This is a genomic window from Pseudomonas sp. AA-38 (genome assembly GCF_029457475.1).
In the GTDB taxonomy this organism is placed as follows: domain Bacteria; phylum Pseudomonadota; class Gammaproteobacteria; order Pseudomonadales; family Pseudomonadaceae; genus Aquipseudomonas.
Map to the genome: position 1 here is coordinate 3721451 of NZ_CP120359.1, position 23464 is coordinate 3744914.

29 protein-coding genes, 1 tRNA gene and 1 pseudogene are annotated in these 23464 nt (G+C 63.2%); 20 read left to right on the forward strand and 11 right to left on the reverse strand.

Annotated elements, in window-relative coordinates:
- Positions 1-95: 95 nt before the first annotated feature.
- From PVE35_RS17075 to PVE35_RS17095, 5 genes are read right to left on the reverse strand one after another with little or no spacing between them, the layout of a single operon-like run.
- Positions 96-695, reverse strand: a complete 600-nt coding sequence (locus PVE35_RS17075; protein ID WP_277372463.1) for a hypothetical protein — start codon at positions 693-695, stop codon at positions 96-98.
- Positions 685-1038 (reverse strand): hypothetical protein, encoded by a 354-nt coding sequence (locus tag PVE35_RS17080; RefSeq protein ID WP_277372464.1) that lies wholly within the window; start codon positions 1036-1038, stop codon positions 685-687. The genes PVE35_RS17075 and PVE35_RS17080 overlap by 11 nt, the downstream gene beginning before the upstream one ends.
- Positions 1038-1307, reverse strand: coding sequence for a hypothetical protein (locus PVE35_RS17085; RefSeq protein ID WP_277372465.1), 270 nt, complete (start codon positions 1305-1307; stop codon positions 1038-1040). The genes PVE35_RS17080 and PVE35_RS17085 overlap by 1 nt, the downstream gene beginning before the upstream one ends.
- Positions 1308-1318: 11 nt before the next feature.
- Positions 1319-3637 carry a hypothetical protein gene (locus PVE35_RS17090; RefSeq protein WP_277372466.1) on the reverse strand — a complete coding sequence of 773 codons (2319 nt, stop codon included), beginning with the start codon at positions 3635-3637 and terminating at the stop codon, positions 1319-1321.
- Positions 3634-4977, reverse strand: a complete 1344-nt coding sequence (locus tag PVE35_RS17095) for a hypothetical protein (protein WP_277372467.1) — start codon at positions 4975-4977, stop codon at positions 3634-3636. The genes PVE35_RS17090 and PVE35_RS17095 overlap by 4 nt, the downstream gene beginning before the upstream one ends.
- 157 nt (positions 4978-5134) lie before the next feature.
- On the opposite strand from PVE35_RS17095, the gene PVE35_RS17100 reads away from it, so the two are divergent.
- The 16 genes and pseudogenes from PVE35_RS17100 to PVE35_RS17175 all read left to right on the forward strand — a co-directional run bounded on the left by PVE35_RS17100 (position 5135) and on the right by PVE35_RS17175 (position 13078).
- On the forward strand, positions 5135-5710 hold the full coding sequence (locus PVE35_RS17100) for a hypothetical protein (RefSeq protein ID WP_277372468.1): 576 nt from the start codon (positions 5135-5137) through the stop codon (positions 5708-5710).
- A gap of 76 nt (positions 5711-5786) precedes the next feature.
- Positions 5787-6029, forward strand: a complete 243-nt coding sequence (locus PVE35_RS17105) for a transcriptional regulator (RefSeq protein ID WP_277372469.1) — start codon at positions 5787-5789, stop codon at positions 6027-6029.
- Between the two features lie 35 nt (positions 6030-6064).
- On the forward strand, positions 6065-6688 hold the full coding sequence (locus PVE35_RS17110) for a hypothetical protein (RefSeq protein ID WP_277372470.1): 624 nt from the start codon (positions 6065-6067) through the stop codon (positions 6686-6688).
- A 93-nt stretch (positions 6689-6781) separates the two neighbouring features.
- Entirely contained in the window at positions 6782-7012 is a 231-nt protein-coding gene (locus PVE35_RS17115) for an AlpA family phage regulatory protein (protein WP_277372471.1), read from the forward strand.
- A 287-nt stretch (positions 7013-7299) separates the two neighbouring features.
- The gene (locus PVE35_RS17120; RefSeq protein ID WP_277372472.1) at positions 7300-7470 is read left to right on the forward strand and encodes a hypothetical protein; all 171 of its coding nucleotides are present in this window, start codon (positions 7300-7302) and stop codon (positions 7468-7470) included.
- Positions 7463-7705 (forward strand): hypothetical protein, encoded by a 243-nt coding sequence (locus PVE35_RS17125; protein ID WP_277372473.1) that lies wholly within the window; start codon positions 7463-7465, stop codon positions 7703-7705. The genes PVE35_RS17120 and PVE35_RS17125 overlap by 8 nt, the downstream gene beginning before the upstream one ends.
- The gene (locus PVE35_RS17130) at positions 7698-7922 is read left to right on the forward strand and encodes a hypothetical protein (RefSeq protein ID WP_277372474.1); all 225 of its coding nucleotides are present in this window, start codon (positions 7698-7700) and stop codon (positions 7920-7922) included. The genes PVE35_RS17125 and PVE35_RS17130 overlap by 8 nt, the downstream gene beginning before the upstream one ends.
- Positions 7915-8199: a hypothetical protein gene (locus tag PVE35_RS17135; protein ID WP_277372475.1), complete on the forward strand. Its 285-nt coding sequence runs from the start codon at positions 7915-7917 to the stop codon at positions 8197-8199. Before PVE35_RS17130 ends, PVE35_RS17135 begins: the two co-directional genes overlap by 8 nt.
- On the forward strand, positions 8196-8510 hold the full coding sequence (locus tag PVE35_RS17140) for a hypothetical protein (protein WP_277372476.1): 315 nt from the start codon (positions 8196-8198) through the stop codon (positions 8508-8510). The genes PVE35_RS17135 and PVE35_RS17140 overlap by 4 nt, the downstream gene beginning before the upstream one ends.
- Complete coding sequence (locus PVE35_RS17145) at positions 8510-8857, forward strand: hypothetical protein (protein ID WP_277372477.1); 348 nt, start codon at positions 8510-8512, stop codon at positions 8855-8857. The genes PVE35_RS17140 and PVE35_RS17145 overlap by 1 nt, the downstream gene beginning before the upstream one ends.
- A complete protein-coding gene (locus tag PVE35_RS17150; RefSeq protein WP_277372478.1) occupies positions 8854-9084 on the forward strand; it encodes a hypothetical protein in 231 nt (76 codons plus the stop codon). The genes PVE35_RS17145 and PVE35_RS17150 overlap by 4 nt, the downstream gene beginning before the upstream one ends.
- Before the next feature lie 4 nt (positions 9085-9088).
- Positions 9089-10015: a toprim domain-containing protein gene (locus tag PVE35_RS17155; protein WP_277372479.1), complete on the forward strand. Its 927-nt coding sequence runs from the start codon at positions 9089-9091 to the stop codon at positions 10013-10015.
- Positions 10002-11524: pseudogene (locus PVE35_RS17160) on the forward strand (DUF3631 domain-containing protein). The gene PVE35_RS17155 and the pseudogene PVE35_RS17160 overlap by 14 nt, the downstream one beginning before the upstream one ends.
- Positions 11524-11823 carry a hypothetical protein gene (locus PVE35_RS17165; protein ID WP_277372480.1) on the forward strand — a complete coding sequence of 100 codons (300 nt, stop codon included), beginning with the start codon at positions 11524-11526 and terminating at the stop codon, positions 11821-11823. The pseudogene PVE35_RS17160 and the gene PVE35_RS17165 overlap by 1 nt, the downstream one beginning before the upstream one ends.
- A 67-nt stretch (positions 11824-11890) precedes the next feature.
- Positions 11891-12211: a hypothetical protein gene (locus PVE35_RS17170; protein WP_277372481.1), complete on the forward strand. Its 321-nt coding sequence runs from the start codon at positions 11891-11893 to the stop codon at positions 12209-12211.
- 294 nt (positions 12212-12505) lie between these two features.
- Positions 12506-13078 carry an ankyrin repeat domain-containing protein gene (locus tag PVE35_RS17175; RefSeq protein ID WP_277372482.1) on the forward strand — a complete coding sequence of 191 codons (573 nt, stop codon included), beginning with the start codon at positions 12506-12508 and terminating at the stop codon, positions 13076-13078.
- A gap of 82 nt (positions 13079-13160) precedes the next feature.
- Here the strand turns inward: PVE35_RS17175 and PVE35_RS17180 are convergent, their stop codons facing one another.
- From PVE35_RS17180 to PVE35_RS17190, 3 genes are all read right to left on the reverse strand, one after another.
- A complete protein-coding gene (locus PVE35_RS17180) occupies positions 13161-14483 on the reverse strand; it encodes an integrase arm-type DNA-binding domain-containing protein (protein WP_277372483.1) in 1323 nt (440 codons plus the stop codon).
- Between the two features lie 171 nt (positions 14484-14654).
- Positions 14655-14729: transfer RNA gene (locus PVE35_RS17185), tRNA-Arg, on the reverse strand.
- Positions 14730-14807: 78 nt separating this feature from the next.
- Entirely contained in the window at positions 14808-18275 is a 3468-nt protein-coding gene (locus tag PVE35_RS17190; RefSeq protein ID WP_277372484.1) for an indolepyruvate ferredoxin oxidoreductase family protein, read from the reverse strand.
- Between the two features lie 198 nt (positions 18276-18473).
- Between PVE35_RS17190 and PVE35_RS17195 the strand changes: the two genes are divergently transcribed.
- Positions 18474-18941, forward strand: a complete 468-nt coding sequence (locus PVE35_RS17195; protein ID WP_268178318.1) for an Lrp/AsnC family transcriptional regulator — start codon at positions 18474-18476, stop codon at positions 18939-18941.
- Here the strand turns inward: PVE35_RS17195 and PVE35_RS17200 are convergent.
- Entirely contained in the window at positions 18927-19910 is a 984-nt protein-coding gene (locus tag PVE35_RS17200; protein WP_277372485.1) for a DMT family transporter, read from the reverse strand. The two genes, PVE35_RS17195 and PVE35_RS17200, sit on opposite strands and share 15 nt — an antisense overlap.
- A 280-nt stretch (positions 19911-20190) precedes the next feature.
- Here PVE35_RS17200 and PVE35_RS17205 point away from each other — a divergent pair, with 280 nt between their 5' ends.
- Positions 20191-20442, forward strand: a complete 252-nt coding sequence (locus PVE35_RS17205; RefSeq protein WP_268178320.1) for a DUF6316 family protein — start codon at positions 20191-20193, stop codon at positions 20440-20442.
- Positions 20443-20449: 7 nt separating this feature from the next.
- Here PVE35_RS17205 and PVE35_RS17210 read toward each other — a convergent pair whose 3' ends face one another.
- The gene (locus tag PVE35_RS17210; protein ID WP_268178321.1) at positions 20450-21442 is read right to left on the reverse strand and encodes an alpha/beta hydrolase; all 993 of its coding nucleotides are present in this window, start codon (positions 21440-21442) and stop codon (positions 20450-20452) included.
- A gap of 277 nt (positions 21443-21719) precedes the next feature.
- Here PVE35_RS17210 and PVE35_RS17215 point away from each other — a divergent pair, with 277 nt between their 5' ends.
- The gene (locus PVE35_RS17215; protein ID WP_277372486.1) at positions 21720-22382 is read left to right on the forward strand and encodes a Yip1 family protein; all 663 of its coding nucleotides are present in this window, start codon (positions 21720-21722) and stop codon (positions 22380-22382) included.
- A 61-nt stretch (positions 22383-22443) separates the two neighbouring features.
- Positions 22444-22938 (forward strand): SprT family zinc-dependent metalloprotease, encoded by a 495-nt coding sequence (locus tag PVE35_RS17220; RefSeq protein WP_277372487.1) that lies wholly within the window; start codon positions 22444-22446, stop codon positions 22936-22938.
- A gap of 3 nt (positions 22939-22941) precedes the next feature.
- On the opposite strand, the gene PVE35_RS17225 is transcribed toward PVE35_RS17220, so the two are convergent.
- Complete coding sequence (locus tag PVE35_RS17225; protein WP_277372488.1) at positions 22942-23463, reverse strand: type II secretion system protein M; 522 nt, start codon at positions 23461-23463, stop codon at positions 22942-22944.
- Position 23464 lies beyond the last annotated feature (1 nt).

A 23464-nucleotide genomic window follows, 5' to 3' on the forward strand; every position in this document is an offset into this window, starting at 1 on the left:
TCCTGTGTTGGAGCCACCAGACTGCATGCGGTCAACAGGTAAATCGAACCCTACAGGGGGTCAGACGCTAAATTCCTGGCTTTGTGGGGATTTAGCTACTCCCCCAGCAGCCGCCGCAATCGCTCTTCGTAGGGCTCGTCATGCTCCTGTTCGTCGAGGTTGTATGCCTGGCGCTCGAGGGTAATCAGCGTCTTCAGCGTCTCGGCCAGCTCTCGCATGATCTTGGTGCGGTTCGGTAGCGCGATGATCTTGTGGTAAAGGTCGTTCAGCCGGTCGTTTCCGAAGGCGTCCGGGCTGCGCATCATCTCGCCCAGCGACTCGGCCAGTTCGCGGTGATCGATCAGTTGTTCCAACTCTTCCAGCAGCTTGTTGGTCAGGCCGCGCGAGCGCCGGATATCAGCCCGGTGCGCCATCCGCACGTTGACGATGGCCTCGGCATTGGCTTCGATGATCTGCCGCTCAGTTTCCGCTGATTTGCTGGAAACCTCGCTGGAAACCTCCCGCTTGGAAACCAGTGCATCAGCTTTCGCCCGGATCTTCGCCTTCAGGTCGCGCGCCCACCCTTCGGCCTTGGCCCGCTTGCCGATCGCCGTGTGCGTGCAGCCATGGCGACCGGCGATCTCTCGAATGGAAAGCAGACCGGCGCGGTAGTCGCGCTCGATCGCTTCCCAGTCGAAAGCCTGCTTACTGCCCATCAGGTTGGGCCTCCATGTCGGTACCAGGTCGATGGGCATTCGCTGCCAGCGCTCTCAAGACCTCGAACAACCGCTCGCCCCGGGCACTTTCCAGCCCAAGCTGCCGACGCTCGAGGCTGATCAGCTCTCGCAATGCGATCGACAGGTCACGCAGCACAACAGCTCGCCCGGGCAGAGCGAGCGACTGCTGCAGGCGAAGCTCAGGCCCGGCCAACTCTCTCGTCTCAGCCTCAAGCTCCGCAGCCAACTGATCCAGTACCGTGCGCACCAGTTCCAGCGCGCGTTGGGTGTCCCCAGTTTTGGGGAGACGGTCGAGCACCCCGGCTCTCTCCAAGATATCCATCAGTGCAGCCCTCGATCATTGAAGGTGGTTTTTCTGAGGCGAGGATCCAGAGCTTCCGTCCATGACCAACCACGGTAACGCCGCTTCCTGACGGTCTCCCAGTTCACACCAAGCGCTTCGGCCCACTCCTTGGCCGTCTTGGTTACCTGCAGGGTCACCGCTCCCTCCTTCGAGCCAAGCTCCCTGATCCACTCCTCTACCGTCTTGGTGATCGGCAGCGTCAGCGGGAGCTCCTGATGGCAGAACACGTCCTCACGATGCTGTCTCATCTCTTCCCCTCCTACTCCGCTTTCGCTTGAATGCGCCATTCACGGTCGCCGGTCTTGGCCACTGTGTAGGCATCGGGATCGAGCAGGCCGCGCCGAGCCTGATTGGCTCCCGGCACGCTCTTGTAGGTCTTGGCCATGGCCTGCTGCTCACGCTGCGCGAGGGCGATCGCTTGCTTGGCTGCTGCCCTGGTAGAGCCCGTCTCCCGCGCTATTTCGTCAGCATCGAGCGGATAGTCGGCGCGCATCCGCTCGCGCACGGTCGGCAGAAGGGATTGCACCGTCGGGCGGGCCTCACGTCCGGTGGTACCCTGGACGGCGCCAGCACTGGCCCCGCCAGTGATCAGCAAGGGCGGCGACGACGGCCTGGTGGCCTCCGCTGAAGCTCGCTGTGCACGTCCGAGCCCATCAGGGCGGGTCAGCACATCAGCCACGGCCTGATCGGAACGAGAGCGAATGGTGTCACGCAGACTGCGGCCGGCCTTGCCAACGAACTGGCTGAACAGATTCCCGACAGGGGTGCCAGCCAGGGCACTCAACACCAAGTCGCCGCCCATGCTATCGGCATCGGCCATTTCTGCTGCACGCCGGGCAGTGGCGCTATTGCCCAGGCTGCGCCCGGCCGTGGTAGACGCGTTCACCTCGAAGTCCAGCAGATCGCTCCAGCGCTGGCGGGCAGCGTCGTCCGGCAGCATGGCCGCCACCTTGGCGCGCATCTCCGGCGACCTCAAATATTTGGTCGTGTCGCTCAATTTCGCTGGGTCATTGCGTAGCTTGTTGGTGATCGCTGACACCGCGCCAATGCGGAAGCCTTCGAGCTCGGACGGGTTCAGCCGACCGAGGTTAGCGGCCAGTTCCTCTGCACTGATGTTCCGGCTCAGGATCGTCCGGCCATTCTCTATCGCGTCGATGAACTGGGACGGGCCGGCCCAGGCCGCTCGAGCCTGACGATAGGTCGGGCTGTGCTTATCCATGATGCTGAGCAGTCGCTCTCGGATATCCTTGATGACCCGAGCCTCACCGTAGTCACCAGCACGCTCAAGGGTGCCGATTTTGCTATCAAGCGATTTTTTGACCAGATCCAGATCACCAGTCGACGGGACGTCCTTCACAGTGAAAGAACCGTCCTCTTTCAGGTCGATGAATTTACCTTGAAAAGTTCTGCCCTCGTTCGCCGCACGACGTGCCGCCAGCCTGTATCCCTCCTGCATCGCCGGGCGCTCAAATAGTTTTTCTAACTCATGCGACCAGGGCACAGCCTCACTGTAGGCCCGCTCGTAGAGCGGCTGGGCATCACGTGAACGCTGCGCCATCGCCTCTTCCACTGCCTGATAGGCGCTGCGCTGATTGCCAGTGGCGCGACCAAGGTCGTCGGCCGCACGGTTGAAGCTGTCGCGCTCGCTCTTGGTCAACTCCTGCAGCGCCTCGGTTATCCGTTGGGGCTGCCCCTGCTGCCGCTCCGTCAACGCTGGGATGACTTGCGAGCGGCCAGCACCTGGCGTCTGCGCCACGCGCTCAAGCAGCCCCTGGACGTTCTCCCCGCCGGCGTCGACGGGCATGGCAGCACCAGGGTAGCGCTGCTGCAGCTCATCCGACTGGCGGCGGAACTGGTCGACGCTCATGCCGTCACGCTCCAGCGCGCGCTCCACCTGCTGCACCGCCGAGCGCTCAGGTGATCGCATGGCGCCAGCCGCAGCCCGGCCACCCATCAGCGCCAGTGGAATACCGGCACCGATTGCTGCGCCAGTGGTCATTCCATCAACAGCGCCTGGCAGTCGCTCCAGCAAATCCCCTTCAGCAGAACCAAGGCCGTAGGCAGCACCATACGCACCGCCCACAGCAGCCCCTTCACCGGCCGTTCGCAGAAGGCTCGGGGCTGCCTGGGTAACTGGTATTTGAGAGGCGGCACGCGATACCGGCCCAGCGGCAGTACGGCCTGCAGATGGCAGCAGAGAAGCCCCACCAGTGGCCGCCATCGGCAGCAGCCCACCCGCAATACCGCCGGCGGCGCTGGCCATGGGATGCTTTTCACGCGCCTGGCGATCAAGTGCACGCTCGCCCTCGACGTTGCGGTCGTAACGCTCGCGCCAGGTATCCCCGTCATTGCCACTGCCGATGACGGGGTTCAGTGTTGCCGACAGCGCACTACTGATCTCGTCGGCAAAGCCCAGGGTCAAACCATCGTTGACACCACGCAACAGCGAGCGGCCGGCACCGATACCGATATCCGAACTCTGCTGGCCTGCTTGCTGTTCAACCGGGGCGCTTTTCCACGCCGGCTGCTGCTCGTTCTCTCCCTCCACCAGAGGGGCATCTTTCCAACCGGCCATCATGGCTTCCTCCGAGTGGTGCCATCGGGGGCGACGAACAACGCCCCAGACGGAAGCGCTTCATAATCGCTATCGGTTTCGATCGGTACCGGGCGCCCTGTGGAGGCAGAGTGCGACTGAGCAGAGTTCGACACCTCACGCCCCAGTACCGAGTCGACGTCCAAGGGAGCCGCCCCTTGGCCTGTGCGACGGTTGTTGATAATCCCGGTACGGATGCCAATAGCCCGATCATTCAACGCCCGGATCTCGGCCAGTCGCTGCCTAACCAGCTCGGGACTCTTCAGATTGGTCACCAGCTCATTCCAGGCGCGCTGGGCGTCGCCTTCGGTCTGTACCCCGGTGTTCAGTCGCAGGCTCTCGTTGCGCAGTTTTTCCAGAGTGCTGTTGAGGGATGCGTAGTTGCGGGCGTTCTGATCACCGGCGCCAATGGCATTCAGTGCGGTGCTCTTGGCGTTAGCGAAAAGCCCCAGATTGAGCTCACCGCTGGCGATTTGCTTGTCGATACGAGATAGCTCGGTATTCATCGTCATGGCACTGCCGATGGCAGAAAGATCTTCGTCCTCAAGCCTCTGGACAGGTGCAGTAAGAGGGTTCGAGCCCTTGCCCTGCAACGAGGCATAGGCGTTCGGTGCGGTCTGCAGCAGATAGCTACGCTCAGCCCGGGCACGGGCGTCGCCCTGCAAGGCAGGGTCATCGAGACCAGCCAGAATGCCGCCCAGCGCCTGCTGACGCTTGATATCCACATCGCCGGCCTGGATCTGCTGCTGAAGACGCTGCCGCTCCAGTTGGCCGGTTAAACGTTCATCCATGCCGGAGATGATGCTTTGCTGGGTTCGCTGCCTGGTGAGTTCGGTATTGGCCTGGCGTTCCTCAAGGCGAGCACGTTGCCGATCAGCGAATATGGGGGCGCGGGTGGAATCAGGAACGATCGTCAGACCGCCGCCGCGCCTCTCGTTCTGCAGGGCCTGGGCGCGGATTTCGTTTGCCCGGCCGAATCGCTCGATGGCCAAGCGACTGTCGCCCGGCTGCATCTGACTGAAGGTGCCGAGGCCGTTGCCCAGATTGTTGATGGATCCGCGCTGCGCCAGCGGCACATCGTCGGGCATGTTGGCACCGATCGCGGGTACATCCTGGCGCATGCCGCCTTGGGGCATTGGCGTTGAGGATGCTGAAGCCGTAGGAGTGGCCAGGTCGTTGGTCAATTCCAGGCCACCAGCCGAGCCGCGGCGGGCATAGATCTCACCGCCTTGGAGGCCATCACCTATACCCGTGCGGCGCCAATCCTCCAGTCGCTCCTTGCGTTGCCGGCTGGGCATTCCCAAGCCTTCGTCGATTGCTGGCATCTGATAGCCCTCTTTTCCGTTGATTCGAGGGCTCTGGTTATGTCACTGGCTCATGCGCGCAAGCGCTAATTTGTGGGCTTTCACTGTCACGCAGACGATGGTTTACTTGATGCATCGCATGCGAGGCCTTTTCATCGTGGGTAAGCGACTGACAGACATGCTCAGAGAGCTCACCGACCAGCGAGATGACTGGGAGAGGCGTGAGTTGCCAAACCTCCCCACAGGCGAGATCGATATCAGCGCGTGGGTGAAGATCACTGGCGTCGGCCTGGGCAGCTATGGCCAGTACCTGATTTCCGAGCGCGGCGTGTCTTTCAAAGGCTGGACGACCGACCAGATTGCTGAAGCCCCGGCTTGGCAGCAGTCCGATATGCTCGCCGAAAATGAGCACCGCCTATCCTTTCCTTGCACACCACAGGAGTTCCTTGATTTTGTCAGGGGCGATGTATCTGGCTGCCTGGCTCAACTGGAGCAGTTGGCAGATGCGCTCATTGGCACCAAGCCAGACATCACTGAAGAGCGCATCAAAGTGATACTTGCAGCCTGCGGACGCCTCGGATACGACCCGCTAAGCATCCCGTATGCGGGCAAGATCGCTATCAAAAATATTTGTCTCGACACCCCTGGGCTGTACTTCACCGAAGAAACCTTCAAAAAGGCCTACAGCAAGGCCTCCACGACCAAACGAATACGCCACTCCGGTCGCGAAAAGTACGCTGGGAGAGGGAAATAACCCACTTTTCCCACTTTGCGGCCCACTCCCCACGATGCTGCAGCCTTTGCCCCGTCACCAAAACGGAGCAGATGTCATGCAACAACATCAATCATCCCCTACCAAACCCATTGCGAATGAACTGCTGACCAAGAAGGAGACAGCGGAGCTATTCCGACGCACTACGTCTGGCCTGGACAAGCTGATAGCCAGGGAACCGGACTTCCCCAAGCCCTTGAAGGACGGCAACGACCGCTCCAGCCGGGTTTATTTCGTGCGAGTCGAAATAGAGGCATATCTCGCTGCGAAGTTGGCTAGCCGTGGGGAGGCTGCAGCATGAGCGAGCTCATCATTAGCCATCACCAACAAAGCGTCATGGCCATCGATCCGGCAGACGGGATGGTCAACGCGAGCCTTCTGGTCAAGCGCTTCAGCGGCCGCAATCCTGTCGAGTATCTGATGCTCGATGGCACACAACCGACCCTCGCCAGCATTGCCGAAAACAATGGCAAGCTACTGGCCAGCCATTGGCAGGATGGCCGGCTGCGCTCCAGCCGACGCCCTGAGTTCCTTCGCGAGTTGACCGCCGTCGGCATCATCCGCCAGACACCCGGAACGGTTGATGGCCACAAGGCAGCAGCACCAGGCGTGCCTGGCAACGGCGTTCGTGACTTCGCCCCAGGCCTGTGGCTTCACCATGACCTGGCTGCTGGCTTGGCCCGCTGGGCCGAATGCCGCGGAGAAAGCTGGAAACCGAGCCCACTGGCTGAGTTCGTCAAGCAGGCACTGGCAGAGCATGCCGGTGGTAAAGCACCCAGCCAGAAGGGTGCACCGGAGAGCGCAGCCGAAGCCTTCGCCGGCCTGGTGAATGCCACCACCTTGCAGAACCTGCGCGCGATGGATCAGATCCTGATCGAGGGCGGCCTCTCTTTCAGCGAGCGCCAGCAGACGTTGCACGCCCGCCTGGAGCAGAAAGCGCAGCAAAGGGGGAAAGTATGAACCTGCAGCCCATCCATCGGGGCCGCGAAGCATTAGCGATGGGGCCGTCTACAGTGTTGCGAGTACTCCCACGACAACACAGGACAGAACCGCATGGAACGAGAACAGCCGATCAACTTGCCAGACGATTGCGTAATCATTCGCCTACCCGAAGTGATCCGCATGACAGGGCTTTCAAAATCGACTATCCGGCGCCTAGTCATGTCGGGCGACTTCCCCAAGGCGGTGCCGCTCATGGGAACCAGTCACCCCAAGGCACCTGTTGGTTACGTACTGGCCGAGGTGAAGGCCTGGGTCAAGCAGCGAATTGCTATGCGGGATTAAGTTCCAGGGCAGTTGCTCAGCAGCAGAACTGGCGCTATGGTTCGTCTGTCGCGGTAAATCCCGCGACCGACCTTGGCCGGTCGATCAGCAAAAGGCGCATAAGCGCCCACCATGTGCATGCAGGCGCTTTTTTTGTGCCCGCAGCATCGTGTTATGGCGGCTGTGCGTGGGACACCTTCGGGTGTGCCGGGTTCCTTTTGCCCCGGTCGGCCAACCCGCGTACAGCCGTCACCATTACTCGCTTGGCCGCGAGCGGTGATGGCTCCTCAGCAAAAGGAGCTACACCCATGAAACACGCCATCAATCCGTCTGCACTTCAGCAACACGCCGCCGCCTGGCGTGCCCGCGCTATCGCCGCGCTCCGCGGTAACTCATCCCTGTCCGTCCGCCTCCGGCGCTACAACCAAGCCATGGCCCGTGCTCGTGCCCTGGAGGTTCAGGAGGTGGCCAATGTCTGACTTTCTCCGCATGGTCGACCTGACCGGCAACGACCTGACCAGCGCCGGCATCGGGCTGGAAACTATCGCCAACCTGCTGGGCGTCGACGGGATCGAACGGCACCTTAGTGATAACGACGTAAGCGGCCTGCGGCATGCCCTGCTGGCGCTTGGCACTCACATCAAGAACGCCGGTTACGACCTGTGCCAGGCCGTGGAAGATACTCAGGAAAGTCAGGAGGTGGCCAATGCGTAACCAACTGACCACCCGCCCCACCTGCATCCCCGAACTGGTGTACGCCGTAGAGGGCAAGCTCGACGGCCACCCAGTCGAATTGCACGCCTGGAGTCAGGGCCGCATCACGCTCGAGCTGGGGATTTGCAGCCTGTCGCTGAGCCCGGCCGCCGCCGCCGAACTGACCAATAACCTCTCGGCAGCTCTGGCTGCAGTACAGGAGGTGCGCCATGCATAACGCAATCCGCCCCTTCGATGGCATTACTGGTGAGCTTGTGCAGGAAGCAACGCTGAACGCCCTGCGCATGGCACAAATGAACTTCGCTCGCGAGGAATACGACCGCCTGGAACGGTTGATCCTGCAGCAGATCGTCCCCGCTCTCGGTGGCCGCACCTCTCCTATTGCCGAGGATCTTTGCCGCCATCTGGAGCAGGTACGAACCTTCAGCGGCAACTTCTGCTGGCGGCATCGCGCCGTCGGCGCTGCGCACGTTGCTCGGGAGGTTCGGCCATGAAGTACTTTGTCGAGCGTGCTGTGGGCGTGACGTACTACTTCGTACTGGATGAACGCAGGCCGTCATTTCCCTTCGGTGTCTGCGGCCCCTTCGCCAAGCGGCGCGAGGCCAAGAAGGCCGCCGCCAAACTGCGGGGATGCCTTCCAGGCCGTAACCTGGGCGTGCATGCCGGGTGGTTCGCTGATCGCGTTCCGAGCGGTTTGCTGATCGAAGCCAGGGCCGATGCCAGGGCCAAGCTGAAAAGCACGCTGCGCCTTCATGCAGGCAGCCAGGGCACCGCTGCGGATCGCAGCCGGAAGGAGGTACGGTAATGGCCAGCCCAGATTGGAGAGAGCTGCTGCTCTCGATAGATGACTTCCCCTCCGTTCTCGGCAAGCAGTCTCTGTCGCCCGAGCAGGTGGAGCGACTCGGGAGCATCGCCAACGCCTCGAGCAGCTACAGCGGCATCCTGAACAGCGGTATCTCAGCCATCGGCTGGGCTATCGCTGCATCCGCCGACAATGAGGACTTCGGCATCGATGCCAACGAGGTTCGCAACCTGGGGTGGCTCATGCAGGCGCTGGGGAAGCTGTCTCAACACCTGAGCGACCTTCACGGCGAAGCGGAGTATAGGCTGCAGCACTGCCCGCGTGCCGAGAACGAGGAGAGCCAACCATGAGAAGCCTCCCCGAACTCTTGGGCGAGCTTGGCGAAAGCCATCTCGCCCTGTTCGTAGACCGTGCTGACGATCTCCGTTTGATCAGCGCTGGGCGCGAAATGGCCGGCGATTGGGCTTTCGGATACCTGTGCGCCTTGCGTGATCTCGGGCGCATCAGTGCCGAGGAATACGATGCTCTGGCATCTGAACCGCGCCGGCGGGCCTTAGCCGCCAAGCCCAAGGAGTAACCCGATGAACCGAAAAAACGGCGCCTCTGCGCCGACGGCCTCACTCGGCCTGGAGAAAGTTGAAATCGCTTTCCGCAACGCCCTGCAAGGGGTATTCGGCCGGCTCGACTGGTTGCCGCTGGCAGATGGTGAGATTCATCGCTTCCACGTCCCCGGTGACCGCACCGGCAGCATGAACGGCTGGTACGTGCTGTACCCAGATGGTATCGCCTCTGGCTGTTTCGGCAGTTGGAAGGCTGGCGGCTCGCACACCTGGTCTATCCGGGAGCCGGCCAACCCACTTGAGGTCGAGCAGATGCGCCAGCGCATCGAGCAGACCAGGCGCCAGCGGGAAGCCGAACAGCAACAGCGCCAGCAGGCCACCGCCGAGCGAGCGTCCAGGCTGTGGCGAGACGCCCGCCGAGCCGACCCGGCCCATCCCTACTTGGTCGCCAAGCAAGTGCGTCCCCACGCCCTGCGGCAGCGCGGGAGCGAGTTACTGGTACCGCTATACCACGCCGGCCAACTGGTGAACCTGCAACGCATCGGCCCGGACGGCAAGAAGCGATTCCTGCCGGGTGGCCAGGTGAAAGGCTGCTACTCGCCGCTCGGCTGCATTGAGCCCGGGCGGCAGCTCTACATCTGCGAAGGTTGGGCCACTGGCGCCACGCTGCACCAACACAGCGGCTGCGCTGTGGCCTGCGCCATGAATGCCGGAAACCTCCTGTCCGTCACCCAGGCGCTACGCGCCAAGTACCCGGCCACCGACCTGGTGATCGCCGGAGACGACGACAGGCAGACAGATGGCAACCCAGGCAGAACTGCCGCAATGGCTACGGCGGTCGCCGTCGGCGCCCTCGTCACTTTCCCCGCCTGGCCGGTAGACGCGCCCAAAACGCTCACCGACTTCAACGACCTAGCCAACTGGGAGGCCGCGCATGAGCTCGCTTGAGCTGAAAGCCAAGAGCCCAATCCAAGAGGCACTGCATAACCTTTCCAGCGACGCCGGCGCGCTCTTCGAGCCGGCCATCCTCGAGCAACTGCGTGCCATGCGCGGGAAAGACCCTGCAGCCTTTGCCCGCCTGCGCCTGCAGGTGAAGGACGCCAGGATGGTCAGCATGTCGGAGTTCGATCGGCTGACCGCACCTGGTGGAGAGGAAGGTCAGCCGGCAGCCAATGCCGGAATCTTCATTGAGGTCGAACCCTGGGCCATGCCAGTGGATGGCGCCGACCTATTGGACGATATCACTCACGCCCTGGCCCGCCATGTGATCGCGGACAAGGAGACGCTACGCGCGGCCGCACTATGGGCCGCTTTCACCTGGTTCGTCGACGTGGTGCAGGTGGCACCGATCGCCAACATCACGGCACCGGAGAAACGCTGCGGCAAGAGCATCTTGCTCACAGCCCTGAGCAAGCTGGTGCATCGGCCGCTGCAGGTCTCCAACATCGCGCCGGCGGCGCTGTTCCGCTCCATCGAACTATGGGCGCCGACACTGTTGATCGACGAGGTGGACGCCTTCCTGGCCGCGCACGATGACGCCCGAGGCATCCTCAATGCCGGCTTCACCCGAGACAGCGCCATCGTTATCCGCTGCGTTGGCGATGATCACATGCCCACCCCATTCAACGTGTGGGGCGCCAAGGCGCTGTGCGGTATCGGCAAGATCGCCGACACCCTGGCCGATCGCAGCGTGCCGCTGCGCCTGCGCCGGCGTACTGCCGGCGAAAGCGTAGAAAGCCTGCGCCACTCCGACCCGATGCTCTGGGAGCAACTGCGCTCACGTCTGGCGCGCTTCGCCTTGGACAACTGCGAGGCCATCGAACGGGCCAGGCCAACGCCCATCACCGGTCTGAACGACCGCGCCAACGATGCCTGGGAACCGCTGCTGGCGATCGCAGAGGTGGCCGGCGAGCACTGGCCGAAATCGGCCCGCAATGCCGCCATCACGCTGCACGGCCTGGAGGGCGAAGCGCCGAGCATCGGCGCCGAGCTGCTGGCCGACGTGAAAGCGGTCTTCGACGCCAAAAAGGCCAGCAAGATCTTCAGCGCGGATCTGCTGGAAGCACTGGTCGCCGATGAGGAGGCGCCTTGGGCGACCTGGAACCGCGGCAAGCCCATCTCCCCCCGGCAGCTATCGGCCAAGCTCGCCGACTTCGGCATCAAGTCGAAAGACATTCGGATCGGCTCAGCCAACAAGAAGGGCTACGACCTCAGCAGCTTCCTCGATGCCTTCGGTCGGTACCTGCTCACCGATACCCCCGTCCATCCGCGACAGCGCGACAAACCAGCAATGGCGCGGCCTCTAGCGATTTTTTATCCGCGACACCGAGCCACTCTGTCGCGGATAAAAAAGCGTCGCAGACCAGCAGTGACGCGGGTTGTCACGTTGTCACGGATGAAACACCCCCTCAAGAAAGTGCCCCTGAATGGGACGAAAGCGATGTGGAGGTTTTCTGATGAGCGCAGCTACCGACTATCTCCGTGCACATGGCCTGACCGCCAAGGTCACGGGGAAACGCCTGGTCGTCTCCCCAGCCTCGAAGCTCACTCCGGACGTGCGCAAGTACATCAAGGCCCACCGTCTCGAACTACTGGCCGAGCTGGCGGCGAACGACGGACGGGAACGGCGCAGCCACTGGCGCATCACCCAAGACGGAAAACCGCTCTGCATCATGATCTGCGACCCGCTAACGCACACCGAGGCCGTCAGCGCGGCACGGTGGCGCTGGCCTGATGCAGACGTAGAGCACAACTGAACACCCCCTACAGTAACGCGCCCAACTGGGGGCGCAACTGCAGACCGCAGAAGCAAGGAGAACGAGCGTGACCGACCAGAAGAACGATCAGTCGACCGCGAAAAGCTATATTGGCTTCAAGCATTTGGCGCTAGGGCCTGAGCTCACCGAAGCTCTGGGCGCCAGACCTCTCACAGCCAGAGAACTGGTGCAGTGGCTTTGCCGGTGTCAGGAACAGGCGACGGATCTGCACCAGCTCCAGTTGATAGCTGATCACGCAACAGGCGTTCTGCACGCACTTTTTCTCTGCTGGCTGATCAGCGCCGCCGAATCAGAGAGGATGGTGGCCGAACTGAACGCGGTATACGCCGTCCGGCAGCGGGAGCTATCTCGGGCGCCAGTCCACTGACTGGCCTGCGCCGCTAGAAAAGACAAAAGAAGCCCCGGCAGCCTCTCCGCGCGAGATGACCCCGTGAGGGTCAGAGGTCGACATCGGCCAATACCGGGGCTCCAAGGCCGGTGTTCCTATGGGGCGCCTGGTGCGCCGAAACGCCCTCTAGGTTGGCCCCCTACACCGGCCTCCCATGCGTTGTACGCCCGGCACCAGCAGCCGTCAATTCAGCCGGCCACCTTGAGCCGACCACCTCCCGCGACTACCGTGATCAGGAGCCCAGTTAATCTGTCTCAGGGACACCTATAGAGAATGGACACTACCACTCCGGCACTACTGGACGCGGCAGCCGCCGGCGACTTCGAGCGGGTGCGGCAGTTGGCCCAGGCCGGCGTGGATCTGAATGCCCTGGATGACGGGGAGACTCTGCTTGATCGTGCCGTTGCCGTGCTTACCCTCCCCGACCCGGTACCGGCATTCGCCGCCGACATGCTGCGCCTTCTCCTGCAGCTTGGGGCTGATCCCAACCGGCCGGGTGATGAAGGCATGACGGCGCTGCACACCGCCATGCTGGCCCGGAACGTCGAGTTGATGCGCATCCTGCTGGAGAGCGGCGCGGAGCCAAACGGCATGCCCGGCTTGAGCCCTGGTGAAACCCTGTACGACTGGGCCGAGTTCGATTATCGCTACAGCACCTGGGATGAGCCTTTTGGGCTCCAGGGATCGCTGACGCCACCGGACGCACCAACCGCCGCCGACAAAGCCAGCGCAGACGCCTGGCTTCTCTACCTTGATCGTTGCGCGATCAAGCATCGCGTGCGGCGACCTGATTACCTGTTCCTGTTGCGGGAGTTCGGCGCCCGGACGGCTGTAGAGTTGGGATGACGGTAGCTTCAAGCGCTACTTGGAGTGGTTTCAACGCGGTTCCCAGGTTTGAATCTGCTGCAAAGACTCGAACAATAGAGGCTCAGGCAAAACGCTCAAAGCTCATAGGTACAACATTGGTGGCACTCTGAACGCCATGGGCGAAGTCATAAGGCGTGATGTGCTGCTGCCGGTTGGCATCAAGATAATCAGCCCACCACTGGCACATCAGCCGGCGCTCCTGCAGGTGCTCGGCCTTATGGATATAGGCACCGCGCACCGTGTCACGCTCTTGGTGGCTCATCTGCCGTTCGACGGCATCCTTCGTCCATAGCCCCGACTCCACCAGGGCGGAACAGGCCATGGTGCGGAAGCCGTGGCCGCACAGATCCACCTTGGTGTCGTAGCCCATACGGCGCAGGGCCTTGTTGATGGTGTTCTCGCTCATGGGCTTGTGGTGGTAGTGGTCGCCAGGGAACACCAGATCGAAACGGCCGGTGAGCTGCCGAACCTGCTCCAACAGCTCCAGAGTCTGGCGGCTCAGCGGTACCAGGTGCGGGGTACCCATCTTGGCGCCACGGTGGGAGAACTTGACGCCCTCGATAGCCTCGCGCTGGCCAGGTATCTCCCACATGGCCCGGCCGCTATCGATCTCGCTCCAGCGGGCAAAGCGCAGCTCACTGGAGCGGATGAACACCAACAGGGTGAGCGATACCGCGTGCTGGGTCAGCGCCCGGCCCGAGTCAGCTTCGATCCGCTGCAGCAGCTCAGGCAGCCGATCCAGTGGCAGAGCTGGGCGATGGGTGCTCTTGCGAGTGGCGGTAGCGCCAACCAGGTCGTTGGCCGGGTTGCTGTCGATCAACCCATGCTGCACGGCCATACGCATGATGCCGGTGATGTACTGGCGCAGCCGGCCGGCCAGTTCCAGGGTGCCGCGCTTCTCTACTGCCTTGAGAGGCTGCATCAGATCCCGGGTTTTCAAATCGGCCAGCGGGCGCGCACCCAGCGCCGGCAACACATGCAGCTCAAGGTTGCGCCATACCGTGGAGGCATGCCCAGGCGACCACTTGAGGGCGCAGGCGGCATGCCACTCCAGAGCCATGGCCATGAAGGTGTTGGCACGAGCACTGGCCGCATCGGCCTTCGCCTGCCTAGCCGCATCTACCGGATCTCGGCCCACCGCCAGTTGCTCCAGGGCCTCGGCACGACGATCCCGCGCGGCCCGTAATCCAATGGCCGGATAGTTGCCGAAGGTGGCCAGCCCCTCGCGTCCGTCCGGGCGCCGGTACTTCAAGCGCCAGGTCTTCACCCCGGAAGCCTTCACCAGCAGGAACAGGCCCTGACCATCGAACAGCTTGTAGTCCTTTTCACGGGGCTTGGCTGCTTCGCACTTCGGATCAGTCAGCGGGGTCACAGTGCGCGCCATGGGGGTACGCTCCAATATCGAACCAACACACCCCTAAACATACCCCTAATCAGCGGGGTTATCTAGGAGCATTCGGGAGCATTCAGGTAAAAGAAAACCGGCTCTAGTGGCCGGTTTATCTTGGTTCCCGTCTTATTCGGGAGGATGCGGGAGCATTCGGGAGAATGTCTATGGCGTCCCCTGCTGGAATCGAACCAGCATCTAGCCCTTAGGAGGGGCTTATTCTATCCGTTGAACTAAGGGGACAGGGCCGTATTCGCAACGGCCGGGCGGCATCTTAGCGGCGTTGATGCGGTTTGTCATGCCGCCTACCCCTCCTCTTGTTCAGGCTGCCGGCTCGAACAGGCTCACGGCGTGGATCTCGCTGACCAGCATGCGCGCCTTGAGCTGCTCGGCCTGTTCGCGAGCCTGGCGCGCCGCCGCTTCGCGTACATGACCGTAGCCACGGATATGCTCGGGCAGCTCGGCCAGCGCCAGCGCCGTGCGGTAGTTGTCGGGCTTGAGTTCAGCCAACAGGTAGGCCACGTTGGCCTCGTACTCTTCGATCAGCTCGCGATCCTGGCGTCGCTCGGCACTGTAGCCGAACAGGTCAAACGGCGTACCGCGCAGGAAGCGCAGGCTCGCCAGCAGGCCGAAAGCCTTGAGCATCCAGGGCCCGAAGCTGCGTTTGATGGGTTCGCCGGTGACCGCATCGGGCTTGCTCAGCCAGCTAGGTGCCAGGTGGAACTGCAGGCGGTAATCCCCCTCGAACTGCGCTTCGAGCTGCTGGCGGAAGCTGCCATCGCTGTACAGGCGCGCCACTTCGTACTCGTCCTTGTAGGCCAGCAACTTGTAGTAGTAGCGCGCCACGGCCTTGCTCAGGCGCTGCTCGGCATCGTTGTCGACTTGGCGCACGCGCGCGACCAGTTCGCGGTAGCGTTCAGCATAGGCGGCGTTCTGGTAGGCGGCCAGACGCTGAGCACGATCCTCGACGATCTCGTCGAGCGTGCTGCAATGCGGCGCCTCGACCACCTGGGGGGCGACGAGTTTTTCCACCGCTGCCCGGTCGTGGGCGGTGCGCCGCCCCCAGAGGAAGGCCTGCTGGTTGAAGGCCACGGCCACGCCATTGAGTTCGATGGCCTTGTCGATGGCCTCGGCCGATACGGGCACCAATCCTTTCTGGTACGCGAAACCGAGCATAAACAGGTTGCTGGCGATGCTGTCGCCAAGCAGCCGGGTGGCCAGGCGGGTGGCGTCGACGAAGTGGGTCTTGCCTTCGCCCACCGCCTCGCTGATCGCCTCGCGCATGGCGGCGCCGGGCACCTGGGCATCGGGGTTACGGGTGAATTCGGCGGTCGGGGTTTCATGGCTGTTGATCACCGCATGGGCGATCTTGTCGTTGAGCTTGGCCAGGGCATCTTCGCTGGCGGCCACCACCAGGTCGCAGCCCAGCAGCAGGTCGGCTTCGCCGGCGGCGATGCGCACGGCGTAGATGTCCTGCTGCCGCTCGGCGATGCGGATATGGCTGATCACCGGGCCGAATTTCTGCGCCAGGCCGGCCTGGTCGAGCACGGTGCAGCCCTTGCCTTCGATATGCGCGGCCATGCCCAGCAGCGCGCCGACCGTAGTCACGCCACTGCCACCGACACCGGGCAGGAGGATGTTCCATGGCCGAGCCAGAGCTGGGCGACGAGGCTCGGGCAGCGTCACGAAGAGTGCCTTGGCGCCCACCGCCTCAGGCTTGCGCAGGCTGCCGCCATGCACGGTGACGAAGCTCGGGCAGAAGCCTTCCAGGCAACTGAAGTCCTTGTTGCAGGCGCTCTGGTCGATCTCGCGCTTGCGCCCCAGCTCGGTTTCCAGCGGCAGCACCGAGAGGCAGTTGGATTTCACGCTGCAATCGCCACAGCCTTCGCACACCGCCGGGTTGATGAACACCCGCTTGGCCGGGTCGACCAGCTTGCCGCGCTTGCGTCGGCGGCGCTTCTCGGTGGCGCAGGTCTGGTCGTAGAGGATCACCGACACGCCCTTGAACTCGCGCAACTCGCGTTGCACGGCGTCCAGTTCACGACGGTGATGGAAGGTCACGCCTGGGGCAAAGGTGGCGCGACTCGGGTATTTGTCCGGCTCGTCACTGACCAGGGCGATGCGTTTCACCCCCTCGGCATGCACCTGCTGACTGAGCTGATCGATGCGCAGCTCGCCGTCGATGGGCTGGCCGCCGGTCATGGCCACGGCGTCGTTGTAGAGGATCTTGTAGGTGATGTTGACCCCGGCGGCCACGGCCGCACGCAGCGCCAGATGACCGGAGTGGAAGTAGGTGCCGTCACCCAGGTTCTGGAACACGTGCGGGGTGTCGGTGAACGGCGCCTGGCCGATCCAGGTGGCGCCCTCGCCGCCCATCTGGGTGAAGGTGTCGGTGCTGCGATCCATCCACTGGGTCATGTAGTGGCAACCGATGCCGCCGAGAGCGCGGCTGCCTTCCGGCACCTTGGTCGAGCTGTTGTGCGGGCAGCCGGAGCAGAAATGCGGCGTGCGCAGGGTCTTGTGCTTGGGCGCGGCCAGGGCCTGTTCCTTGGCATCGAGGAAGGCCAGGCGCTCTTCGATGGTGGGGCTGCTGTAGATCGGTGCGAGGCGCTTGGCGATCACTCGGGCGATCATCGCCGGGGTCAGCTCGCCGAGGTTGGGCAGCAGCGAGTTACCCTGCTCGTCGAACTCGCCGACCACACGCGGACGCTTGCCTACCGGCCAGTTGTAAAGCTGGCCGGTGAGCTGATCCTCGATCACGCTGCGTTTTTCCTCCACCACCAGGATCTCATCCAGGCCTTCGGCGAAGCGATGCACGGATACCGGCTCCAGCGGCCAGCTCATGCCCACCTTGAGCACGCGCAAGCCGACCCTGGCGCACAGCGCTTCGTCCAGGCCCAGGTCATCCAGGGCCTGGCGCACGTCGAGGTAGGATTTGCCGGTGGTGATGATGCCGAGGCGCGGGTTGGGTGAATCCAGCTTGACCTGGTTGAGATCGTTGGCCAGAGCGAAGGCGCGGGCGGCGTAGATCTTGTAGACGTTGAGGCGCTTTTCCTGGGCCAGGGGCGGATCGGGCCAGCGGATATGCACGCCGTCTTCCGGTAGCTGGAAGTCCTCGGGAATCTTCACCTGGATACGCAGCGGGTCGACATCCACCACGGCCGAGGAGTCGACGTTCTCGGCGATGGTCTTCAGCGCCACCCAGCAGCCGCTGTAGCGCGACAGCTCCCAGCCGATGATTCCGTAATCCAGCACCTCCTGGACGTTGGCCGGATTGAGCACCGGGATCGACGCGGCGATGAACGCATGCTCGCTCTGGTGGGCGATGGTCGAGGACTTGCAGCCGTGGTCGTCACCCGCCAGCAGCAGCACGCCACCGTGCTTGGAAACACCAGCCGAGTTGCCGTGCTTGAACACATCACCACTGCGGTCGACGCCCGGCCCCTTGCCATACCACATGGCGAACACGCCGTCGTAGCGTGCCCCAGGAAACAGGTTGGCCTGCTGGCTGCCCCACACGGCGGTGGCGCCAAGCTCTTCGTTGACGCCGGGCTGGAAGTGGATGTGGTTTTCCTTGAGGTACTCGCGTGCGTCCCACAGGCTTTTGTCCAGGCCGCCCAGGGGCGAGCCGCGATAGCCGGAGATGAAGCAGGCGGTATTGAGTCCGAAGGCGGCATCACGCTTCTTCTGCAGCATGGGCAGGCGGGTGAGCGCCTGAGTGCCGGTCAGATAGAGGTGACCAGTAGCGAGGCGGTATTTGTCATCCAGGCGGATTTCGGCCAGTGACATGGAGCGCTCCTTTTATTCTTATGCGAGCACAAGGAGCGCGACGGTAGACACGCTCCGCTGGAAGCCGTCACAGGATCACTGCGACAGATTTTGTCTAAATCATGACCGCGAGGTTCGGCTTTTTTCTTTCTATTTTCGGGCTTACACGCCAATACTGCGCATGAACCTTCCAACAATCACAAGAAAATGGAAACAATCATGCAGGACAAGCTCAGTCCCATCGACCGCCGCATTCTCCGCCTGCTGCAGCACAATGCGGATCTTTCCGCCGCCGAGGTGGCGGAAAAGGTCGAGCTGTCGCAGTCGCCCTGCTGGCGGCGCATCCATCGCATGCAGGAAGAGGGGTTGATCGAGCGCAAGGTCGCCCTGCTCAATCCCAAGCGCCTGGGCTTCGGCATCACGGTGTTCGTCGACATCAAGCTGTCGGCCCACGGGCGCGGCAATCTGGAGGAGTTCGAGCAGGCGGTGGTGGGTTATCCGCAGGTGCTGGAGTGCTACAGCATGGCCGGCGGCTCGGATTACCTGCTCAAGGTGGTGGCCAAGGACATCGGCGACTACGAGCGCTTCCTGCGTGACCATCTGCTGCAGCGCCCGCACGTGCAGGAGGCGCACTCGCACATCGCCATGAGCGAGGTCAAACGCACCACCGAGCTACCGCTGGATTGAAGCAGCCTGCGCCCTGGCCAGGCGCCGCGCCTGGCGCGCCCGCACACTGGCCAGCAACGAGGGGCCGAGTGCCGTCAGAGAGGAGCCCAGCACGACGATCACCGCGCCGGCATACGCCAGCCCGTTGGCCTGCTCGGGCTGCACGTGCGTAGGCCACCAGCTCGCCGCCAGCGCCACCGAGACGAAGGTCACCAACGGCGTCAGCGCCAGGGTCGCGCTGACCCGCGAAGCCTCCCAGTGCGCCAGCGCCTCGGCGAAGGCACCGTAGGCCACCAGGGTGTTCAGGCAACAGGCCAGCAACAGCCACCCCTGCAAAGGGCTCAACTGCAGCACCTGCAACGGCTGCGCCCAGGGCGTGAGCAACAGGGCGCAGGCCAGGTAGATCACCATCATCACCTGCACCGAATTCCACAGGCTCAGCAACTGCTTCTGCGCCAGGCCGTAGAAGGTCCAGACGAAGGCTGCAGCCAGTACGATCAACACGCCGGTGGTGTAGGTGGTCAGCGAGCCGAGCAGTTCATCCAGGCGCTGGTTGAAGAACAGGCCGAAGCCCAGCAGCATCACCAGCAGGCCGATGCCCTGGCCCAGACTGAAGGACTCGCGAAAGACGAATACGCTGCTGATCAGCAGCAGGATAGGCGCCACCTGGATCACCAACTGTGTGGTGCCAGGGCTGAGCAGGTTCAGGCCCATCAGGTACAGCACGTAGTTGGCGGTGAGCCCGCCGACTGCCAACAGCAGCAGCCAGGCGCCCTTGCGCCCCAACGGACGAAAGCGTGGCAAGCGTCGGGCAGCGGCGAGATAAGCGAGCAGCAGGGAACCGGCCACCGCCAGGCGATACCAGGTGACCGTGATCGGATCCATTACCTGCAGCACTTCCTTGAGCTTGATCGGCAGGATGCCCCAGAGCAGCGATGTGCTCAGGGCGAGCGCCAAGCCGTAAAGCCAACGGCCGGAGGAGATATGCATGACGACCTCGAACAGGCAGCCAGGCCTGATGCCAGGGCTGCGGGCACCATTGTAGTGCAGTGCCCGGGACCACCACAGTAACAGTTCGTCGAGGCCTGCTGCCGCAACTGTACCGATCGACGCGCCAGCAGTGTCATCTTTCAGGCGCCAAAATTCATTAAAAACCCTGAAAAAGCAGGTAAAAAGCAGAAAACGGCAACCATCTATCGCTTCGCTTGATGCTGTGAACTGACGCACATTAGACTCATCGCTCAGACCTTCCCTTTCTCGGGAGTCCACCATGCATATCCAGCGCAGTGTCGATCAGCAGCCTGGCACCTACTTCCGTAGCGCCCGCGTCAGCTCGGTCAATGGTCGGTATTTCTTCTCAACCCGGGAAGGCACTCTGGAAGGCCCCTTTCGCTCGCTACAGGACGCCGAGCGCGGCATCGCCGATTACATCGAGCGGGTATTGCTCGCCGAGAAGCTGTTCAAGCACTGCAGCGAGCATATCGACAGTCTCTATCGCAAGGCGCCGCGCAAGCCCGAGTGAACGCCCGTCACAGGTGCGCCAACTGCGCCCCGTCGCCACGATGCCCGGCCAGATAGGGCAACACCGCCGCCAGCAACGGCTCCTTGAAAGCATCCTGGAAGCGATGCGCCAAACCGGGGATCAGCTTCAGTTCCGAGCCCTTGATATGCGCCGCCACGTGCACGCCATGCATCACTGGCAGCAGCGGGTCGGCCGTACCATGCACCACCAGGGTCGGTACACGCAGACGGTTGAGCAGTTCCACACGGCTGGGCTCGGCGAGAATGGCCAGCAGTTGGCGCTGCACCCCCTCCGGGTTGAAGGCGCGGTCATAAGCCACCTGCGCCTGCTTGAGCAGCGCCTGGCGATCATCCCTGACTTCCGGGCTACCCAGCGCGGCCAGGAGATCGGCCTGCTGCTGCAGGGCCTGCTCGCGGGTACTGGCTTCGCGGCGGGCCAGCAACTTGAGCAGCGAGTCACTGGGTGCTGGCAGGCCTTCGGCGCCGGAGCTGGTCATCACCAGGGTGAGGCTGAGCACGCGCTGCGGCGCCATGTCTGCCAGGTGCTGGGCGATCATGCCACCCATGCTCGCACCCAGCACGTGGAAATCGGCGATACCCAGGTCGTCCATCAGGCCCAGGGCGTCGCCGGCCATGTCCCGCAGATGATAAGGCGCACCCAGCGACAGGCCCAGGCGATAGCGCACCACCTCGTAGCCCAGGTTGATGCTCGGCACCGGGCGCAACCAACTGCTCAGGCCGACATCGCGATTGTCGAAACGGATGACCCGGAACCCCTGCTGGCACAGACGCGCCACGACTTCGTTCGGCCAGTGGATCAGTTGCCCGCCCAGGCCCATGATCAACAGCAACGTCGGATCGCGTTCGCTCCCGACGCTCTGATAGGCCAGGCGCACGTCGCCGACATCGGCATACCGGGTTGGCTCACTCAGGTCACAACGATTGGCCGCAAAGGACGGCAGGCCGCACAGTAGCGCGGCGAGAAAGATCAATGCACGCATGGAAAACACCAGAAACGCAGAACCCCACTGAAATGCGAGTCTGATGAAAGTCATTCGACGGCGCTGCCACATAAGCATGACAATTTGATGAAGCAGGACGAACGGTTGCTCAGATGGTGACCAAAGGCGCCATCCAGAGCGTCGCGCCAGAGTCTCGCCCCCCCACGGAGGGATGCAGCTTCCGGGGACGCTCGAAACCCCGCCGAAAAATTCAGGTTGAACCACCCGCCCTGGCCACTGCCGGATTCTTTAAAGCAGTCAGCGGATGGTGCTCCCCATGTACACGAATCTCTATACCCTGCTCACCCGTCCCGATCAGGCCTGGACGCGCATTCGCCAGGACGAGGAACGCAACAGCGCGAACTACCTGCCGTACCTGCTGCTGATCAGCCTGCTGCCGGCGCTCTGCCTGTTCATCGGCACCCATTGGGTCGGCTGGAGCCTGGTCGAACGCGAACGCATTCGCCTCGACGCCTCTAGTGCCTTGCAACTGAGCGTGCTGCTGTATCTGTCGATCCTGCTGGGCGTGGCCATCATGGGTTACTTCATGCGCTACATGTCACGCACTTTCGAGGCCAGGCCGACCTTCAACCAATGCGTCGGTTTCATCGCCTACACCTGCACGCCCTTGTTCCTCGCCGGTATCGCCGCGCTGTATCCAACACGCTGGCTGGCGCTCACCGTACTGCTGATCGCCGGTGCCCATGCCAGCTACCTGCTGTATGTCGGCCTGCCGCGCTTCATGCGCATCGACGAGCAGCAGAGCGTGCTCTATGCCGCCTCGGCCTGGGGCGTGGCGCTGCTGGTGCTGGTCACCATCCTGGTCAGCATGATCCTGTTCTGGAGCTACAGCCTGGAGCCGGCCTACCAGCGCAGCGTGCAGCAGGATCAGAGCTACGGCACCCAGGAGGAACGCGCGCAGCCCCCCGGCGACGAATGAGGCCTGCGCCTGGCCGCGGCTTGCGGCATAATCGGCCGACCGCAATACCTCGGCAGCGATCATGCCCGAACAGCTCCACGCCCGCGTCGAAGCCTGCTACCAACTGGCCGAGGCCTTCTTCAAGCAACGCTTCGCCCGCCCCGAGATCAGCTTCAAGCTGCGTGGGCAGAAGGCCGGCGTCGCTCACCTGACGGAAAACAAGCTGCGCTTCAACCTGCAGCTCTATCGTGACAACCGCGAGGATTTCCTGCGCCAGACCGTGGCCCACGAAGTGGCCCACCTGGTCGCTCATCAGTTGTTCGGCCCGCGCATTCAGCCCCATGGCGAGGAGTGGCAACTGATCATGCGTGGCGTCTACGAATTGCCAGCGCACCGCTGCCACAACTATGAGGTGGAGCGGCGCACGGTCAGCCGCTTCATCTATCGCTGCAGTTGCGCCGATGGCGAATTTCCCTTCTCCGCCCAGCGCCATGCGCTGGTGGCCAAGGGCCGACGCTACTACTGCCGGCGCTGCAAGGCGACGCTGCAGTTCACCGGCCAGCAGCGCCGGGAGTAGCTGTCAGCCAGCGCGCAGGCTCAAACGCGCCACCACAAGGTTGTCTTCGGCGCGATCGAAACCGGCTTCCTCAACGCTCACGCCCTGGGCCTCCAGGGTTTCGATCCAGCGCAGCAGTTGCTCGAAGGGCACCGGCTGCAGACCGACCTGCACGGCACCCTGGCTTTCGGCATCCAGGCGCTCGATGACCAGCCCCTGCTCCGCCGCCGAGGCGGTCACCAGGCCTTGCAGGCGGGCCGGGTCGAGGCTGGCGCGGGCCTGCAGGTCACGGCCGCGCAGCTCGGGAGCGCGGCTCTGCAAGTAGCCATACAGCGCCCGTTGCTCCTCGAAGGCGGCACGTGCTTCGCGCGCCTGGCGCTGCGCCGGCTGCCACAGCAGCAGGTAAAGCAGCACCAGCAGCAGGAAGGCGCCGAGCAGCAACAGCGCCAGACGATCACGCGGCGGCAGGGTCTGCAGGCGTTGCGCCAGGGTCGAGCGCTGCCACTGCTGGTGCAGCGTCTGATTGAGGTCACGCCAGGTCGCCATG

Coding starts and splice junctions, on each gene's coding strand:
- PVE35_RS17125 (WP_277372473.1), top strand. CDS start 7,463: ATGTCTGACTTTCTCCGCATGGTCGACCTGACCGGCAACGACCTGACC.
- PVE35_RS17110 (WP_277372470.1), top strand. CDS start 6,065: ATGGCCATCGATCCGGCAGACGGGATGGTCAACGCGAGCCTTCTGGTC.
- PVE35_RS17130 (WP_277372474.1), top strand. CDS start 7,698: ATGCGTAACCAACTGACCACCCGCCCCACCTGCATCCCCGAACTGGTG.
- PVE35_RS17175 (WP_277372482.1), top strand. CDS start 12,506: ATGGACACTACCACTCCGGCACTACTGGACGCGGCAGCCGCCGGCGAC.
- PVE35_RS17080 (WP_277372464.1), bottom strand. CDS start 1,038: ATGGATATCTTGGAGAGAGCCGGGGTGCTCGACCGTCTCCCCAAAACT.
- PVE35_RS17140 (WP_277372476.1), top strand. CDS start 8,196: ATGAAGTACTTTGTCGAGCGTGCTGTGGGCGTGACGTACTACTTCGTA.
- PVE35_RS17085 (WP_277372465.1), bottom strand. CDS start 1,307: ATGAGACAGCATCGTGAGGACGTGTTCTGCCATCAGGAGCTCCCGCTG.
- PVE35_RS17190 (WP_277372484.1), bottom strand. CDS start 18,275: ATGTCACTGGCCGAAATCCGCCTGGATGACAAATACCGCCTCGCTACT.
- PVE35_RS17220 (WP_277372487.1), top strand. CDS start 22,444: ATGCCCGAACAGCTCCACGCCCGCGTCGAAGCCTGCTACCAACTGGCC.
- PVE35_RS17180 (WP_277372483.1), bottom strand. CDS start 14,483: ATGGCGCGCACTGTGACCCCGCTGACTGATCCGAAGTGCGAAGCAGCC.
- PVE35_RS17075 (WP_277372463.1), bottom strand. CDS start 695: ATGGGCAGTAAGCAGGCTTTCGACTGGGAAGCGATCGAGCGCGACTAC.
- PVE35_RS17155 (WP_277372479.1), top strand. CDS start 9,089: ATGAACCGAAAAAACGGCGCCTCTGCGCCGACGGCCTCACTCGGCCTG.
- PVE35_RS17210 (WP_268178321.1), bottom strand. CDS start 21,442: ATGCGTGCATTGATCTTTCTCGCCGCGCTACTGTGCGGCCTGCCGTCC.
- PVE35_RS17225 (WP_277372488.1), bottom strand. CDS start 23,463: ATGGCGACCTGGCGTGACCTCAATCAGACGCTGCACCAGCAGTGGCAG.
- PVE35_RS17090 (WP_277372466.1), bottom strand. CDS start 3,637: ATGATGGCCGGTTGGAAAGATGCCCCTCTGGTGGAGGGAGAGAACGAG.
- PVE35_RS17200 (WP_277372485.1), bottom strand. CDS start 19,910: ATGCATATCTCCTCCGGCCGTTGGCTTTACGGCTTGGCGCTCGCCCTG.
- PVE35_RS17135 (WP_277372475.1), top strand. CDS start 7,915: ATGCATAACGCAATCCGCCCCTTCGATGGCATTACTGGTGAGCTTGTG.
- PVE35_RS17100 (WP_277372468.1), top strand. CDS start 5,135: ATGCTCAGAGAGCTCACCGACCAGCGAGATGACTGGGAGAGGCGTGAG.
- PVE35_RS17195 (WP_268178318.1), top strand. CDS start 18,474: ATGCAGGACAAGCTCAGTCCCATCGACCGCCGCATTCTCCGCCTGCTG.
- PVE35_RS17165 (WP_277372480.1), top strand. CDS start 11,524: ATGAGCGCAGCTACCGACTATCTCCGTGCACATGGCCTGACCGCCAAG.
- PVE35_RS17115 (WP_277372471.1), top strand. CDS start 6,782: ATGGAACGAGAACAGCCGATCAACTTGCCAGACGATTGCGTAATCATT.
- PVE35_RS17215 (WP_277372486.1), top strand. CDS start 21,720: ATGTACACGAATCTCTATACCCTGCTCACCCGTCCCGATCAGGCCTGG.
- PVE35_RS17205 (WP_268178320.1), top strand. CDS start 20,191: ATGCATATCCAGCGCAGTGTCGATCAGCAGCCTGGCACCTACTTCCGT.
- PVE35_RS17095 (WP_277372467.1), bottom strand. CDS start 4,977: ATGCCAGCAATCGACGAAGGCTTGGGAATGCCCAGCCGGCAACGCAAG.
- PVE35_RS17150 (WP_277372478.1), top strand. CDS start 8,854: ATGAGAAGCCTCCCCGAACTCTTGGGCGAGCTTGGCGAAAGCCATCTC.
- PVE35_RS17145 (WP_277372477.1), top strand. CDS start 8,510: ATGGCCAGCCCAGATTGGAGAGAGCTGCTGCTCTCGATAGATGACTTC.
- PVE35_RS17120 (WP_277372472.1), top strand. CDS start 7,300: ATGAAACACGCCATCAATCCGTCTGCACTTCAGCAACACGCCGCCGCC.
- PVE35_RS17105 (WP_277372469.1), top strand. CDS start 5,787: ATGCAACAACATCAATCATCCCCTACCAAACCCATTGCGAATGAACTG.